Source organism: Lysinibacillus sp. FSL K6-0075, from assembly GCF_038592945.1.
Taxonomy (GTDB): domain Bacteria; phylum Bacillota; class Bacilli; order Bacillales_A; family Planococcaceae; genus Lysinibacillus; species Lysinibacillus fusiformis_F.
Genome location: NZ_CP151947.1, coordinates 190,051 through 205,637, shown reverse-complemented (window position 1 = coordinate 205,637; position 15,587 = coordinate 190,051). Strand labels below are relative to the sequence as shown.

The following is a 15,587-nucleotide window of genomic DNA, read 5'->3' as shown; positions in this document are numbered from 1 at the left end:
TTAATTCCCCTGTCTCACTATTTTATAGAACGAACGCACGGTAAAGATATAATAAATAAAGTAAATAGCTGAATATGCAATCATCCACAGAATGACTGGCTTTGTAATATTCATGCCAAATAGCTGTGAAAATGCTAGTAATGCAAACGCACTATGCACAATACCTACAATAAGTGGAGCACTAAAAATGACAGCCACCTGTCCTGCTACTGTCTTTAATATTTGCTTACTATTTACACCAATTTTATTTAAAATAGCATATTTCGCCTGATCTTCTTCAGCTTCCGTTAAAATTTTGAAATAGATAATACTACCCGTTGCCGCTAGGAAAACCAATCCCAGAAAGCTTCCTACAAACAAGAGGGCACCAACTGTTGCTAAACTATCCTCATAGCTTTGCGGTACACTCGAGAAGGATTCTTGCTGTTCAGAAGACAATAGCTTGTAAATGTCTTTTGACACATCCTGCTGTTTCAAATCATTGTTCAATCCAACGACCTGCATGATCATCTCATCGGCATCTGTAGCCATAAATTCCTGATCATTCACAACGAGTACTGTTCCCGCTGCTATAAAGTTTAGGACGCTATCCATGTACATTTTATCTACATGGAAGGAATCTCCGTTTTGTAGTTTAAAATCTTCACCTGTAAAATCATGTGAAAATCGTTCATCAAAGGCTGCATCAAGTAAAATCGTAGAGCCATCTGCAATGTTTAGCTCTCTATCCTTGCCTTGTAATTTCGCTAATCGATTATAATCCGATTCCTTCAGTAATGTATATTCGAAAAACGATAATTCATTATCAACACGTAGATTTTTCACAGCCACTGCTTCATTATATAAGACATCTTCTTGAGAAAATTCTACTGTCTCGCCTTTCCACATAAATGTATTTGGCAGCATCTGACGCACACTTGCTTCTGCATTGTAATACATGCCAAAGACACCACCACCAGCAGTAATCGTTGTGGCACTTAAAATTGCAATGATTGACAACGATTTTGCATTGGCTCGAATACGATATAATAACTGAGAAACACCAATTAGATTTAAGCCCTTCCAGGACCATGATGTTGCTCTTTTTAATGCTGTTAACAGAAAGACGCTCACACTATGGAATAGAAGGTATGTCCCTGCAATCGTTACGCCTATAACCATTAATGGCGTCCCTAACACCGTAAAGAATCGCCATATTTCACTCGTAAACATATCAGAGGCAGCTGTATAATAACCAAATGCAATAAGTACAGTACCAAGTAAAGCGGCTACTAATGATGCACGTGGAATTTGCTCCCCCTGTTTGTCTGCATGGAATAAATCAATTAGCTTAAATTGATAAATCACACGATAGCCCTGTAAGGACGTGAATAAAAACAGTAGGGTAAAAATACCCGTTGTATTAATTAGTGCCTCCATTGAAAATGTCAGGCTACCAACCACTTCATAGCCCATTAAGCGTACTAAAATCATTAACAGCCCTTGAGACATAAAGAATCCTAGAACAATACCAAGTACTAGAGAAACAAGCCCTATTACTAAATTCTCAAAAAAGAGCATTAAGCCGATTTTTTGCTTACGCACACCTAGTAAAGAGTAAAGGGCCACTTCTTTTTTCCGCTTCTTCATAAAAAACGAATTGGAATAGGCCATAAAGATAACAATGAAGAACAGAAGTACTACGGACGAGGCACTCATCAATCCTTTAATTTGTTGTGACGATTGCTTTAAGGCTGAGAGATCATCATTGTATTTGAGCGTCACAAACGTAAAATAAATAACGATACTAAATACCATCGAGGCAATATATAAAAAGTAATTCGACATATTGCGTTGAATATTTTTCCGCGCTAAGCTAAATAACGTCATTTACTCCACCCCCGATGCTAGACAGCACCTGTAAGATCTCTTGGAAAAATTGCTTCCTTGTTAGAGTCCCACGTTGAATTTCCTTAGAAAGCTGTCCATCCTGAATAAATAGTATGCGCTGGCAGAAGCTAGCTGCAAAGGCATCATGGGTAACCATCATAATCGTTGCGGCTTGAGATTGGTTCAAATCACTTAAGCTTTCTAGTAAATCTGTTGCGGATTTTGAATCAAGCGCACCTGTAGGCTCATCGGCAAAGATTAGTTTCGGCTCTGTCACTAATGCTCGTGAGGAGGCAGTACGTTGCTTTTGCCCACCTGATATTTGATAAGGATATTTATCAAGCAAATCACTTATACCAAACAGTGCAGCAATGCGATCAACCCTTGCGTTAATAGCCTTTGTCGGCATTTTTGCAATCGCTAGTGGTAAAACAATATTTTCTCGCACTGTTAAAGAATCGAGCAAGTTATAGTCTTGGAAAATAAACCCTAAATTATCACGACGAAAATCCGCCAATTCAGCATCCTTCATACGTGCTAAATGAGTATCCTCAATAATTATTTCACCAGTCGTTGGTGTATCAATCGTTGCTAATACATTTAGAAGTGTAGATTTCCCAGCCCCAGAAGGACCCATTACACCAACAAACTCTCCTTTTTCAACTTCAAATGATATATTCGATAGCGCTGTAAAAGTATTTGCGCCTTTGCCGTAAGTTTTTCCAACGTTTTGTACCTTTAATAATGGCGTCATATACGCTCACCTCTTCTTTCTGACTTTAGTATACGACCTCAAACTTACAACAAATTTGTCGCAAGCTTACAGCAACCTTAAATCATCTGCTTTTTGAAATTTGTAGACAAAAAAAGATTCATACACAAACTGTGCATGAACCTTTTCTAATCTATTGTGCTAATACCTTTTGAATATCTTCCTCAAAGCTACTTGGCTTATCTGCTGATGCATACCGTCCAACAACCTCTCCATTACGATTCACAAGGAATTTTGTAAAGTTCCATTTAACACTATTACCTAAAAATCCTTTGGAGTGAGAAGTAAGATAATCGAAAATAGGATGTGCTTCTTTACCATTTACCTTAACTATCTCATGCATTGGGAACGTCACACCATATGTCAGTCGACATTGGGAGGCCGCTTCTTCAGCTGTCGCTAGCTCTTGTTTAAATTGATTTGACGGAAAACCAAGTACAACCAGACCTTGCTCCTGATATTTTTCATAGAGCCCTTCTAATTCTTCAAATTGTGGTGTAAAGCCACATTTGGAAGCTGTATTAACAATTAGCAAAGGCTTTCCTTTATAACGTTCGAGGCTATAGATAGTACCATCTTCTAAAGTTACGTTAATATCATAAATGCTCATCTCTCTCTACCTCCTATTATAAACGTCCATTCATTCTTGCCACCTGCTGCAAAGGATCCCAAACACCGTTAAATGGTGGTGCATAGGCTAAATCTAAATCTAGCAAATCAGGTAGTGTCATTTTACTATATAATGCCGTAGCAAACACATCGATACGCTTATCGACTCCCGCAGGTCCCACGATTTGCGCACCCAATAACAATTGATCACGTTTGCGAACGACCACTTTAATAAACATACGTTGTGCACCTGGATAATAGCCAGCTATATGGCGTGCAGATAATTTAAATGCCTCATAGTCAAAGCCCAGCTCTTTAGCATTGCGCTCATTAATGCCTGTTGTAGCTATGGTTAGATTGAAAAATTTTAAAATAGAAGTGCCCACAATTCCTCTAAACGGCGCAAATTTGCCTGACATATTGAGACCAGCTAAACGACCTTGCTTATTGGCTGTTGTTCCTAAAGGTATATAATCTAAACGTTCCTTTACAATATTAAAATGGGTTGCACAATCTCCTGCTGCATAAATATTTTCAATAGAAGTCTCTAAATGGCGATTTACAATGATTGCTCCATTTTTTGCAAGTGCAATCCCAGTATCCTTTAAAAACTGCGTATTTGGTTGAATGCCTGAAGCGACAATCACTAAATCTGTCTCCAAAATACCGTTGTCTGTAACAACGCGTTCAACCCGTTTATTTCCTTCAAATGCTTCAACACTCGTATTTAATAACAACTCTACATCGTTCTTTTTTGCTTCCTCATGAACATGCTGAGCAAGCTCTTCATCTAAAATTCTTGCTACATGGCTCCCTCGTTGAACCAGTCTTACCTTTTTCCCGCAGGCATGTAGCGTTTCAGCCATTTCTAATCCAATATAGCCACCACCTATGATGGTTACCTGTTCAATATCTGGTGTTAAATCAGCCAGTAAATCTTCCAGTTGAGGAATTGTTTTCACGGTATGGATACCTTCTAGCTCAATCCCTTTTTTCACAGGCATGACTGGACTAGCACCCGTTGCAATAAGAAGTTTATCGTAGGTAATCTCAAAGTTTTCGCCACTTGCTTGTGTACCTGTAATAATCTTCTTCTCTATATCTACATGCTCTACCTCATAGCCAACTCTTGCATCAATGCCATATTTATCTCGAAAAGTCTCGACATCTCTTGCAATTAAACGTTTGGTTGATGAAATACGACCATCTACAACATACGGCAATCCACATTGCCCATATGAATAAATAAAACCACGTTCTAAAGAAGTTATTTCTGCTCCTGGAACATTCCGATAGATTTCCATTGCTGCAGACATACCTGCAGCATCTCCCCCAATGATGACGTATTTCATTCTACAAGCCCCCTTATTTTTTCCTTGTTGCCATTAAATCTGCATATTGATCGATATACAAACGTCGCTTTCCACCACTTACGATGACCCGTATCACATGAATAGCTATTATCATTGTAAGTGCAAAACCTGCTATAGCGGCAAGTAGAGAAATGACAATTTGCAGAACATAAAATGGTGAATCCATATCTAATTGAATGTCACCTAGCGTTGTAATGGCCTCTGATAAACACAAGGTAGCAATAATAGCAATACAGCGACGCCACGATTGCCTTACAATACTTTTGCCATTCTTGTTGACCATTGTAAAACGCATCACTTTCATACCGAGCGTTGCGCCTTTCATCATACTTGGCATCAAACCGAAGAGTATCATGTACAGAGCCATTTCCACTAAGAATTCAAAAGTACCGCTATACCCTGTCAGAACACCAATCATCATCCAAATCAGTTGGGCGATAATTAAGTCAATGACCAATGCCAGCAAAATAGAAATCGGCTTAACAATATCATTTTTTTCCATTTCAGCAGCTTTAGCCTCAACCTCTTCATGCGAAGGGAATAATGCCCAAACAATTGGTGCTAAGAAGAAGCCTAATAGTGCACCTACACTGTTTAGTAATAAGTCATCTACATCAAAGATTCGGTATGCACAATTAAAGATGCCATAAATGCCTGTTCTTTGTGTGACCTCATAAAACAATGTTAGCAAAAAGCTAATTAAAAATGCACGTTTCCAGTACCTTCTTTCTTTAAGAAAATAGCGCAAGTAAACGCCGAATGGCATCAGTAGTAAGAAATTAAAGAAGGCTTGAAAAAATGCCTGCTGTTTTGTGATAGCAAGCCATGTAGATGGATTTGTGACAACAATCCCACTGTCCTTTAAAACATCATCAACAAATTGAAAAAGTCTCAAATTAGTATGAACGGTGTCCGGGGATTGAAGTGAGCAAGTATCTCTTGTAGATGGAAATGGTAATAATACTAAACAAAGCGCAGATAAAAAGTAAAAAATAAATGAGAACATGATAATGGTTTTGGACATCGATAAGTATCCATACTTGCGATACGTATAAATTAGCCATGGAATAAACAGTACAAAGGATAAAATAATGGTTATGAAAAACGCTATAAAAATGGATTGCGTGTACGTTGACATAGAAACACCTCTCTCTTTAAATTGCCCTATTTTCTAAACACTAAAACTAAGTTTAGTCCTTCAATACTACATGTATATTTCATCAAGCTTACATAATCCTTAATTCAATAAAAAAACAGGTAAAGAATATATATACTCTCTACCTGTTACTTATTATACTTTCGCTATTTCTTCTTTACAGAATGCCAAAATTTCTTCTAGTTCAACATCCTCTAGTGCAAAGTCTAAATATTCACCTTCAGCCTTTTCTATGATGAAGTAATTTAAAATAAATGGCTCTTCTCCCTTTTCGCCAATAAGAACACGAATTTCAATGCCGGCTTCGTGGTATAGCTCATCCTCTTCATCTATTTCTACATCCAAAATAAATTCATAGCGCTTACCTTCTATAATATTTGTTGGGTCTAAAATTTCTTCCATTGAGAATTGTGTAATTTCCATTATGTTAGCTCCTTTTTTCTTTAGCTGTTCTTTTCTATATTAAATCAATTTCAGCATGGGTCAACTAGAAAAGCCGTATACACCTGTAAGTAATTATGCCACAATTAAATGGAATTAAATTAGAGTTTAATTTCCCTACATAAAGGAGGCTTTTTCATGAAAGAGCTATTATATTACCAAGACGTTATGTTGCAAGAGTTTGATGCAACTATTATTAGTAAAGGGACTGATGAATCTGGCCGTCATTATGTTGTACTATCGAATACCGCCTTCTATCCAACTGGTGGAGGTCAGCCTCACGATACTGGTACATTGAATGCGATGGAAGTCATAGATGTTGAAAAGGTGGCTGATGAAATTCGTCACTATATTCAAGGTGATCCATCGACTTTAGATGGTGTCATACATGGCAAGTTAAATTGGCCAAGGCGATTTGATCATATGCAGCAACATGCTGGGCAGCATATTTTAACAGCTGCTTTTGTAGAGCTTTTTAATGCGCAGACTGTAAGCTTTCATCTAGGCAGTGAGCAAGTCACAATTGATATTGCAGTTGATACGCTGTCTGAACAACAGCTTGCAGCGGCAGAAGCTAGAGCCAATGACATCATTTTAGAAAACCGTCCCATTCAAACAACCTGGGTTACAGAACATGAGCTTGGCAACTATAATCTTCGTAAAGAAGTTGCAGTGACGGGGGACATTCGACTTGTGATTATCCCTCATTTTGATTACAACGGTTGTGGTGGCACTCACCCCACATCTACTGGACAAGTTAGTGCCATAAAAATATTAGGTATCGAAAAAATGAAGGGTAATGTGCGCGTTTCTTTTGTTTGTGGTCAACGTGTTTTAACTGAGCTTGGCATGCGAAAAAAAGTATTAGGAGACGTTGCTCGACAATTAAGTGTCCCTGAGGTTGAAGCTGCTACAGCACTCACAAAAGTTCTCTCTGCTCAAAAAACCACAGAAAAAGCACTTGCTGCTGCAAAAGAGGAGTTACTCACTTATGAAGCAAAGGCTCTTGTTAATAGCGAAGGCATAGTAACTGCTGCTTTTAATCAACGAACAATGCAGGAGCTACAAAAAATAGCCCGCATTATTGTCACGGAACAGAAAGATGTAATAACTCTTCTTGTGTCTGAAAATGAAGACAAGCTACAATTCGTTGCAGCAAGAGGTACGAATGTTTCAAAAAGCATGAAGGATATTGCCCAAAAGGCACTGCCTCTTATTAATGGTAAGGGTGGCGGAAGCGATCAAATGGTACAAGGCGGTGGCGATTGCACCATTTCTAAAGAAGCGTTACTAGCAGCTATGCAAGACGCTTAATTGCATCATAATAGGGGAGCTGTCATTAAAAGACAGCTCCTCCTCTAATTTAATATTTAAATTTTTGAATGGCTTCATATAAACGTTTTGCCATTTCTGATAGTTTTTCAGTTTGATTGTTCATTGTTGCTACAGTCTTCAATTGTTCGGCTGTTGCATCTGTTACCTCATGCACATAATCACTTGCCGCATGTGCAGTGGCCGCCATTTCTTCCATAGAAGCTGAAACTTCCTCCGTATTGGCAGACATTTGCTCAGCCGAAGCATTCATTTCTTCAATTTGACCTGCTATTTCTCCCACTGCTTGAACCATTTCCTCGAAGCGCTCTCCTACTGCCTCAATGGAAGCTAAACCACGCTCCACATTATCTTCGCCTGATTCCGCAGCTTTTACTACTTCTAATGTGTAAGATTGAACTCTTTCAATTAGCACATTAATTTTGGTAGCTGATTCTGCTGTTTGCTCTGATAGCTTGCGAACTTCTTCAGCCACAACGGCAAAGCCTTTACCAGCATCCCCTGCCCGTGCTGCTTCAATAGAAGCATTCAATGCCAATAAATTCGTTTGATCGGAAATATCGGTAATCATTTTTGAAATTAAGCTAATTTCTTCTGACTCTTTTTCTAGTTTGTGAATAATGGTTAGTTCATCCGTTGTGCCTTGCTGAATCTCATTCATACGTCGAATGGATTGCTGGACTGCATAATTGCTTTCACTAATTTTCTGGGAAATAAAATCTGTATTACAAGCAATGGTTGAGGCAACTTCAGCTACATTTTGTATCCCCATTGCCATTTGCTCCATTGCTGAGGCACTTTCCTCTGCCATCACAGTTTGGCTTTGTGCCCCTCGGTCTACCTCACTTATTGCACCAGCAATTTGCTTCGAATGCTTTGTTACTCCGACTACATCTCCCATTAAATCACATGAAGCTTCATTCACTGCAGTTGCTTCTTGACTCACTTTAGCTATCATTTCCCGCATATTATCAGTCATGCGATCTAATGCACGTGCCATCGTTCCCATTTCATCAATACGTTTCAAATATTTTTCTGGGATCTCCTGTGTAAAGTCTCCTTCTGATAAGCCCTCACTAATGCGAAGTACATGTCGAAGTGGTCTACTAACAGAGCGTGAAATGGCAAACGAGATGCATAGCCCTAGTATCGAAACAATGATTGTTGTGACAATGAAGTTCGTCTTAAGCTTAGAAAGCCCTGAAAACATCTCATTCTCTAATGCGATAACACCCATTTTCCAACCATTATCAAGGGTGTGATAGCCCATTAAGTTAGTTCCAGCATCTTCTGTTTCAAAAGAAAAATAACCGTTATCATTAGCAAGCATTTCTTTAGCAGCCAATGCCCTGCCTGTCATGATACCTGTTTCGTCTGCTTCCTTGATTGGATTGTATTGCTCCTTCACATACGAGTGATTATTATGTCCAATAATCGTTCCGTTAGCGTCTAACATAAATGCGTAGCCACTGTCTCCAACCTTAATGCCTTCTACAATTTTAGATAGGTAATAGCCATCGATACGCGCTAGTAATAAAGCTTTTTCACCAGTCGCTGTTTCAATTGGTGAAACGATTAAAATAACTGGTTCACCTGTTACACGACTAATCGTAATTTCTGACATAACAGACTTACCAGTAAAACCTTCCTTTACATAATCACGATCCCCTAGTTCAGCTGTTGTATCATCAAGGTAATGAGCAACTCCATCAGCGTTAATAATGCCAAAACCTAAGTAATTTTCATTATTAGCAAGACGTTTCGATAAATATTGTTTCTGCTTCTCAAAGTCCATGCTACGAACTGCCTCTTGCTCTGCGATTGCTTCAACTTCTACTAATGTTAATTGGAAGTGTTCTTCTATGTATTGTGAAACATCCTCTGCTCTAGAAACCAAATTTGATTCCACTTGTTCATTCATAGCTTTTGTACTATTTATCCAAGTAGATAACCCTAGTGTGCCACATGTTACAAATACAAGAGCTATAATTGCAACAATTAATTTACCACCAATACCTTTTAACCACATTTCCCTTTTTCTCACTTCTTCCATTTTTAGCTATATCATTCACATATTTATGCATAACTTCAGAGTAAGGTCACTAAAAGTAGAAGTCAACAAAAGTTTTCCAATATGATTAATAAATGTATAATAATACCATTAACACTATCTTTATAGTGCTAACAATTTTCTACAAAATTTTCAATTCATTGATCCATCTTGTTATAAAAAGACAGGGTACATAAATCCAATGGATGAAATTAAAACATTTTCCAACAAAAATTGATTATAATTCACATTTTTTGCTGATTATTAAAGATAGGATCGGTTTAAAACATTTTGAGGGGAGGATTTCTATGAGTTCAGACAAAAACAATGTTTCTCGTCGAGACTTTTTAAAAACAACAGGTATTGCTGCTGGTACATTAGTCGGTGGTGGATTAATTGGAGGTCTAGTAGGCTACAACATCCATGGTAAAGGCACTTCTACCTTGGAGCATGGTGGTCATGAAACAACGAATGAGGCAACAGGTTCACCTAAGGCTAAGATGTTTTTTAGAAACGAAAGAGATTTTAGTATCTTATCAAAGGCTACAGAACGTATCTTCCCAGAAGACGATTTGGGACCAGGTGCTATAGGTTTAGATGTTCCCTATTTTATCGATCATCAGCTTGCAGGAAATTATGGGAGTAACTCTAAAGAATATATGCAAGGTCCATTCGATGTGGGTGCCCCAACTCAAGGCTATCAGAGCCGCTTAACGCGAGCGGAAATTTTTAGGCAGGGTATTCAAAAAATGGAGGACGAAGCACAAAAACGTTATAAAAAAAGCTTTAACGATATAGATGGCAAACAAATGGATGAGATATTAACAGCGTTTCAAAAGGGTGACATAGAAATGGTTGGGGTTACATCTGCGTTCTTCTTTGCACTATTACGCGCGGCTACATTAGAGGGAGCTTATTCTGACCCAATGTATGGAGGAAATCGTAATATGGATGGCTGGCGCATGAAGGGCTTCCCTGGTCACCAAATGGCCTATATTACACAAATAGAAGATGCGAAATTCCAAAAAATTGAGCCTAATCCATTAGGCAACCATTAAGGGGGTTAGGAAATGGTTAAAACATTACCAAGTGTAGACGTGGTAACAGTTGGTGTAGGTTGGACAGGCGGTATCGTTGCTGCCGAGTGTGCCAAAGCTGGCTTAAAGGTAGTCGGTTTAGAGCGTGGGCAAAAGCGTGGTACCGAAGATTACTTAAATGTTCATGATGAATACCGTTATGCCATTCGTTATGATTTAATGCAAAATCTATCCAAAGAAACGGTAAGCTTTCGTAATGATCGAAATATGAAAGCATTGCCAATGCGTCAGCTTGGCTCCTTCTTGCTTGGAGAGGGTCTGGGCGGATCAGGAACACACTGGAATGGGATGACTTATCGATTTTTACCCTATGATTTTCAAATCAAAACGTTAACAGATAAACGTTACGGGCCTAATAAGCTTGGGCCAGATTATCTGATTCAGGATTGGGGTTTAACATATGATCAACTTGAGCCCTATTTCGATAAGTTCGAGAAAACAGCTGGTATTTCAGGTGATGATAAAAATAAATTTAGTGGAAAGCGCTCGAATCCCTATCCAACACCGCCTATGAAAAAAACGCCTATGCTTGCACAATTCGAAAAAGCTGCAGCAAACCTGAAGCTAACACCTTATATGGTACCTTCAGCCAACGTGTCAGAGGTTTATAAAAATCCAGATGGCGAAACGATCAATGCTTGCCAATATTGCGGTTTTTGTGAACGTTTTGGATGCGAATACGGTGCAAAATCATCTGCAGAAATTACGGTTGTCCCTACTGCTCTGAAGACAGGAAATTTTGATTTACGCTTCAATTCCAATGTTGTAGAAATTTTAAAGCAGGGTAATAAGGCTACAGGTGTTAGATATATCGATACCGTTTCGGGAGAAGAATTCATTCAGCCTGCTAATGCTGTTGTATTAACTAGTTATGTCTTTAATAATGCTAAGCTATTAATGGTCTCTGACATAGGTGAAAGATATGACCCTACTACTGGTAAAGGAACACTTGGCAGAAACTATTGCTATCAAATCTTGCCTGGTGCCGCTGGGTTCTTCGAGGAACAATACAATACATTTATGGGCGCAGGTTCCTTAGGCATGTGTATAGACGACTACAATGGGGATAATTTTGACCATAGTGATTTAGATTTTATTCACGGAGGAAATATTGCGCTTACACAGACAGGCACTCGACCAATCGGTTCCAATCCAACACCGCCAGATACACCTACTTGGGGACCAGAATTTAAAAAGCAATCTATTTATTACTATACACGCTCATTCGGTATTGGTGCGCAAGGAGCATCTATGCCACATAAGCAAAACTATTTATCACTGGATCCTACCTATAAGGATGCTTACGGCTTGCCATTAATGCAATTAACGTACAATTTTACTGGGCAGGATCGTGCACTTCATAAATATATCTCTGCACGTGCAGCGGATATTATGAAGGAAATGGGTGCAAAAACAATCGTCCCTAACGCGGAAATTACCGATTATAATATCGTACCTTACCAAACAACGCATAACACTGGTGGAACGGTGATGAGTTTAACACCCGAACAAGGCGTTGTGAATAATTACTTACAGCACTGGGATGTTGATAATCTTTTCGCAGTAAGTGCGGGCAACTTTGCACACAATAGTGGTTACAATCCAACAGGCACATTAGGTGCGCTTGCCTACCGTTGTGCTGAAGGGGTTATTAAATATAGTCAATCAGGTGGGTCTTTAGTGTAAAAAAACATTATAAGGGAGGCAAGACTTATGGGAGGTCTTGGAGCAATTGGAGTACCTGGATTAATCATTATTTTAGTTATTGTATTAATTGTATTTGGTCCGAAAAAATTACCTGAAATCGGTGGAGCAGTTGGTAAAACGTTTGCAGAATTTAAAAAGTCTACTAAGGGGCTTATGGATGATGAAGAGGATACCGTGAAAAAGGTCGAAAAAAAATCTGATGCTTCGTAGGAGGGGTTCCTATGGATCCATATGAAGACGGAAAAAGAAAATATTTAAGCCCTCTTGATAAACCTCAAGCCGAGCCTCCAGCACCTGTGGAGGCTTTAATTGAAATACCTGTGGTAGCAATTGAAGAGGAGCATGTTTCAGCTGAGCCCCTGATACCTGTTACTTCATTATTGGAGCATCTTACTGATTTACGTAAGCAGATTATCAAAGGGCTAACGGTTTTTATTCTATTTTTCATTGTTGTCTTTTCCACAATTAATATTTGGTTTCCTTTCATAACGCGAGGTCACTCACTCGTTATTTTAGGACCGCTAGAAGTGGTTAAATTTTACATGACGATTTCAACTACTTTAGCTTTTGGTCTTGCAATGCCTTTTCTTGTCCATTTTCTGTGGAGCTTTATAAAACCAGGCTTAAAGGAAGAGGAAAGTCGATTTTTAGGCCTCTATGCACCGATCATGCTAATTCTTTTTTTAGTAGGGATAGCTTTTGGTTATTTCGTCGTAAACCCACTTAGCTATACATTCTTAGTAAGCGTTGGGGCTACCAATTTCGATGTCATGGTATCAGCAAATGAATATATGCACTTTTTAATCATGACCACAGTACCGCTTGGTTTATTATTCGAGTTACCGATTGTTGCCCTATTCTTATCAGCCATTGGTGTACTGACTGCTGAATCCATGAAAAAGATACGGGGCTGGTCTTATATCGCTATGGGCGTAGGCTCTGCTGTTATCACGCCACCAGACTTTATAAGCCAGCTACTTGTATTAATACCAATGATTATTTTATATGAAATAAGTATCTATCTCGTTAAACGTATAGAACGCAAACAAATTGAAAGCACTGCGTAGATTTTACGCAGTGCTTATTTTTTCTTTAAATCCATCACAATAATTTCTGGTAGATTAAAAATACGATACGGTACGGAGCTATTGCCTAACCCTCTACTAACCACCATTTTCGTCGCGCCTGCTTCGTAGACACCAGCTGTATATTTTGGGAACAATCCCTGTCCTGGTGCAACAAGTCCTCCTAGTCCAGGAATACGAACTTGTCCACCATGCGCATGTCCCGAAAATACTAAATCTATGTGATAATTTACATACGTATTAAACATTTCTGGTCTATGTGCTAGTAACAACTTAAACATATCATCTGGCAAATAGGCTGTTGCAATGTCCAGCATGTCTTCAGTTGTTCTACCCATTAACGGATCCTCAATTCCAACAATCGCCAAGCGCTCCCCGTCGCGCTCTAACACGGTCGATTCGTTGGCCATTATATGTACCCCTAACGATGACAGCGCCTCATAAATTTCACTCACCTTATTCGTCGCTACCTCATGGTTACCTAGTACATAATAAACATCCGCTATTTCAACTAGTCCTTTCACTGCCTGTAGACTTTGTTTTAAATCATAGCGATTACTATCGATTACGTCACCTGTGATAAAAATATAATCAGGTTTTGTATCCTTCACCTTTGCAATCAGTTTTCGTTGACTGTCACCAAAGACGGCATCATGTAAATCCGAAACTTGTACTATGCGTAGCCCATCAAAGCTAGCAGGTACATCTTCTGATTCAAACACATGTTTACTTACGACTAGCCAGTGATTGTTTACGTACAAAAAAATGACTATAAAAACAACAAAGAAAATACCATATAATAATTTTTTCAATCGCAATCGCTCACTTTGTGGCTACTTTTTTCAGAAAAAATTCTGACTTTCCTATTATAAGCAAAAAACAGAGTGATTGTAAGTATATGCACTTTAAATAAACAAAATGCACAAAATCCCTTTGATTAAAGTTTCTATCATTAGATAAGGATGCACGGTTTTATCTATTCTTAGTTAACTTTTGACATGCTATACTATGGGTAGAATGGCATATTTAAGTATCCATTCATAATACATCACGATTTGAGAGATGCATCTCATTTACTAAGGTGCGAGAATACTAATAAACCTAAAACAGTTAAAGGAGTAATAGACCTGCGCTAGTAAAATTTGCAGGATAATATTCCAATTAAATTGGACGGCGAACGGCGTTCTGCCACCTAAAAATTATTGAATTTTCAAAAACATGTAATTATTTAGTGGATGTCCCGTTGCTGTGGACAAAGTATAGCATTGGTGACAGAAGTTTTACTTCTACCAACTTCTTAGTGATATTTGAAAAAGCCCCCTAATTTTAGATGAAAAGAGGTGAAAAAATGTTAAAAGCCATCATTGTAGACGATGAAATTTTGGCAATCAATTTATTAGAAGCTACATTAAACGACAATGGTGCTGTTACTATTGTGGGGAAATTTCTAAATCCACTAGAAGCTATAGCAAACATCCCTACACTCAAACCAGATATTCTTTTTTTAGATATCGAAATGGCCGAAATGAATGGTATTGAATTGGCCAGTAAATTTGCAAACTTTGTGCATTTAATAGACATTGTTTTTGTAACTGCCTATGAACATTATGCCTTAGAGGCTTTTACTGTACAGGCTTTTGATTATATTTTAAAACCTATTGAGAAAGAACGTTTAATGAAAACAATTGAAAGAATTTCTTTGCGTAGAAAGCAGTTTCAATTAAAAGCCGATGTACACCCAATAGATGAAGATGCTCGTACTATAGAAGATTTTCACTTTCATGTTCACTCAGGAAGAGTTTATATTGGTAACACAGCTTTAGCCTTATCCACAAAGGAATTTCAAATATTTTTCTTTCTAGCACAACGGCCAGGACAAATTTTTCATCCTTCAGAATTGTATAAGCTTATTTGGGCAGAGGAAAGTATTGGGCATACTCAGGCATTAAAGGTTCATATTAGTAATTTACGAAAAAAACTGGAATCTGTCACTGGCCATAGAGCTAGGATTGTAACCGTGAGAGGTTCTGGGTATCAATTTCTATTTGAATCATGAAAAAAAGGCACGGCGATTACATAACGAATCGTCGTGCCCA

General features: G+C 38.3%; 14 protein-coding genes. 6 read left to right on the top strand and 8 right to left on the bottom strand.

Annotation, left to right across the window (positions count from 1 at the left end):
* The 6 genes from MHB65_RS01000 to MHB65_RS00975 all read right to left on the bottom strand — a co-directional run bounded on the left by MHB65_RS01000 (position 1) and on the right by MHB65_RS00975 (position 6,202).
* Positions 1-1,869 carry an ABC transporter permease gene (locus MHB65_RS01000; RefSeq protein WP_342442197.1) on the bottom strand — a complete coding sequence of 623 codons (1,869 nt, stop codon included), beginning with the start codon at positions 1,867-1,869 and terminating at the stop codon, positions 1-3.
* A complete protein-coding gene (locus MHB65_RS00995; RefSeq protein WP_342442196.1) occupies positions 1,856-2,623 on the bottom strand; it encodes an ABC transporter ATP-binding protein in 768 nt (255 codons plus the stop codon). The genes MHB65_RS01000 and MHB65_RS00995 overlap by 14 nt, the downstream gene beginning before the upstream one ends.
* A 151-nt stretch (positions 2,624-2,774) precedes the next feature.
* Positions 2,775-3,251 carry a glutathione peroxidase gene (locus MHB65_RS00990; RefSeq protein WP_205446450.1) on the bottom strand — a complete coding sequence of 159 codons (477 nt, stop codon included), beginning with the start codon at positions 3,249-3,251 and terminating at the stop codon, positions 2,775-2,777.
* Between the two features lie 16 nt (positions 3,252-3,267).
* The gene (locus tag MHB65_RS00985; RefSeq protein ID WP_342442195.1) at positions 3,268-4,602 is read right to left on the bottom strand and encodes an FAD-dependent oxidoreductase; all 1,335 of its coding nucleotides are present in this window, start codon (positions 4,600-4,602) and stop codon (positions 3,268-3,270) included.
* Between the two features lie 13 nt (positions 4,603-4,615).
* Positions 4,616-5,761, bottom strand: a complete 1,146-nt coding sequence (locus MHB65_RS00980) for a VanZ family protein (protein ID WP_342442194.1) — start codon at positions 5,759-5,761, stop codon at positions 4,616-4,618.
* Between the two features lie 153 nt (positions 5,762-5,914).
* Positions 5,915-6,202 (bottom strand): DUF6509 family protein, encoded by a 288-nt coding sequence (locus MHB65_RS00975; RefSeq protein ID WP_342442193.1) that lies wholly within the window; start codon positions 6,200-6,202, stop codon positions 5,915-5,917.
* A gap of 156 nt (positions 6,203-6,358) precedes the next feature.
* On the opposite strand from MHB65_RS00975, the gene MHB65_RS00970 reads away from it, so the two are divergent.
* Positions 6,359-7,534 carry a DHHA1 domain-containing protein gene (locus MHB65_RS00970; protein ID WP_342442192.1) on the top strand — a complete coding sequence of 392 codons (1,176 nt, stop codon included), beginning with the start codon at positions 6,359-6,361 and terminating at the stop codon, positions 7,532-7,534.
* A gap of 49 nt (positions 7,535-7,583) precedes the next feature.
* On the opposite strand, the gene MHB65_RS00965 is transcribed toward MHB65_RS00970, so the two are convergent.
* Positions 7,584-9,581, bottom strand: a complete 1,998-nt coding sequence (locus MHB65_RS00965; protein ID WP_342442191.1) for a methyl-accepting chemotaxis protein — start codon at positions 9,579-9,581, stop codon at positions 7,584-7,586.
* Positions 9,582-9,910: 329 nt separating this feature from the next.
* Between MHB65_RS00965 and MHB65_RS00960 the strand changes: the two genes are divergently transcribed.
* The 4 genes from MHB65_RS00960 to tatC are packed head-to-tail and all read left to right on the top strand — an operon-like array spanning position 9,911 to position 13,473.
* Positions 9,911-10,660, top strand: a complete 750-nt coding sequence (locus tag MHB65_RS00960; protein WP_205446444.1) for a gluconate 2-dehydrogenase subunit 3 family protein — start codon at positions 9,911-9,913, stop codon at positions 10,658-10,660.
* Between the two features lie 12 nt (positions 10,661-10,672).
* A complete protein-coding gene (locus tag MHB65_RS00955) occupies positions 10,673-12,385 on the top strand; it encodes a GMC family oxidoreductase (RefSeq protein ID WP_342442190.1) in 1,713 nt (570 codons plus the stop codon).
* A gap of 27 nt (positions 12,386-12,412) precedes the next feature.
* The gene (gene tatA / locus MHB65_RS00950) at positions 12,413-12,616 is read left to right on the top strand and encodes a twin-arginine translocase TatA/TatE family subunit (protein WP_205446442.1); all 204 of its coding nucleotides are present in this window, start codon (positions 12,413-12,415) and stop codon (positions 12,614-12,616) included.
* A gap of 11 nt (positions 12,617-12,627) precedes the next feature.
* Positions 12,628-13,473 carry a twin-arginine translocase subunit TatC gene (gene tatC, locus MHB65_RS00945; RefSeq protein WP_342442189.1) on the top strand — a complete coding sequence of 282 codons (846 nt, stop codon included), beginning with the start codon at positions 12,628-12,630 and terminating at the stop codon, positions 13,471-13,473.
* Positions 13,474-13,487: 14 nt separating this feature from the next.
* Here tatC and MHB65_RS00940 read toward each other — a convergent pair whose 3' ends face one another.
* Positions 13,488-14,303 carry a metallophosphoesterase gene (locus tag MHB65_RS00940; protein ID WP_342442188.1) on the bottom strand — a complete coding sequence of 272 codons (816 nt, stop codon included), beginning with the start codon at positions 14,301-14,303 and terminating at the stop codon, positions 13,488-13,490.
* Between the two features lie 536 nt (positions 14,304-14,839).
* On the opposite strand from MHB65_RS00940, the gene MHB65_RS00935 reads away from it, so the two are divergent.
* The gene (locus MHB65_RS00935) at positions 14,840-15,547 is read left to right on the top strand and encodes a DNA-binding response regulator (RefSeq protein ID WP_205446439.1); all 708 of its coding nucleotides are present in this window, start codon (positions 14,840-14,842) and stop codon (positions 15,545-15,547) included.
* Positions 15,548-15,587: the final 40 nt, after the last annotated feature.

Excerpts from the sequence above, each read along its gene's own strand:
- MHB65_RS01000 (WP_342442197.1), bottom strand. The coding sequence starts at position 1,869 with ATGACGTTATTTAGCTTAGCGCGGAAAAATATTCAACGCAATATGTCG.
- MHB65_RS00995 (WP_342442196.1), bottom strand. The coding sequence starts at position 2,623 with ATGACGCCATTATTAAAGGTACAAAACGTTGGAAAAACTTACGGCAAA.
- MHB65_RS00990 (WP_205446450.1), bottom strand. The coding sequence starts at position 3,251 with ATGAGCATTTATGATATTAACGTAACTTTAGAAGATGGTACTATCTAT.
- MHB65_RS00985 (WP_342442195.1), bottom strand. The coding sequence starts at position 4,602 with ATGAAATACGTCATCATTGGGGGAGATGCTGCAGGTATGTCTGCAGCA.
- MHB65_RS00980 (WP_342442194.1), bottom strand. The coding sequence starts at position 5,761 with ATGTCAACGTACACGCAATCCATTTTTATAGCGTTTTTCATAACCATT.
- MHB65_RS00975 (WP_342442193.1), bottom strand. The coding sequence starts at position 6,202 with ATGGAAATTACACAATTCTCAATGGAAGAAATTTTAGACCCAACAAAT.
- MHB65_RS00970 (WP_342442192.1), top strand. The coding sequence starts at position 6,359 with ATGAAAGAGCTATTATATTACCAAGACGTTATGTTGCAAGAGTTTGAT.
- MHB65_RS00965 (WP_342442191.1), bottom strand. The coding sequence starts at position 9,581 with ATGTGGTTAAAAGGTATTGGTGGTAAATTAATTGTTGCAATTATAGCT.
- MHB65_RS00960 (WP_205446444.1), top strand. The coding sequence starts at position 9,911 with ATGAGTTCAGACAAAAACAATGTTTCTCGTCGAGACTTTTTAAAAACA.
- MHB65_RS00955 (WP_342442190.1), top strand. The coding sequence starts at position 10,673 with ATGGTTAAAACATTACCAAGTGTAGACGTGGTAACAGTTGGTGTAGGT.
- tatA (WP_205446442.1), top strand. The coding sequence starts at position 12,413 with ATGGGAGGTCTTGGAGCAATTGGAGTACCTGGATTAATCATTATTTTA.
- tatC (WP_342442189.1), top strand. The coding sequence starts at position 12,628 with ATGGATCCATATGAAGACGGAAAAAGAAAATATTTAAGCCCTCTTGAT.
- MHB65_RS00935 (WP_205446439.1), top strand. The coding sequence starts at position 14,840 with ATGTTAAAAGCCATCATTGTAGACGATGAAATTTTGGCAATCAATTTA.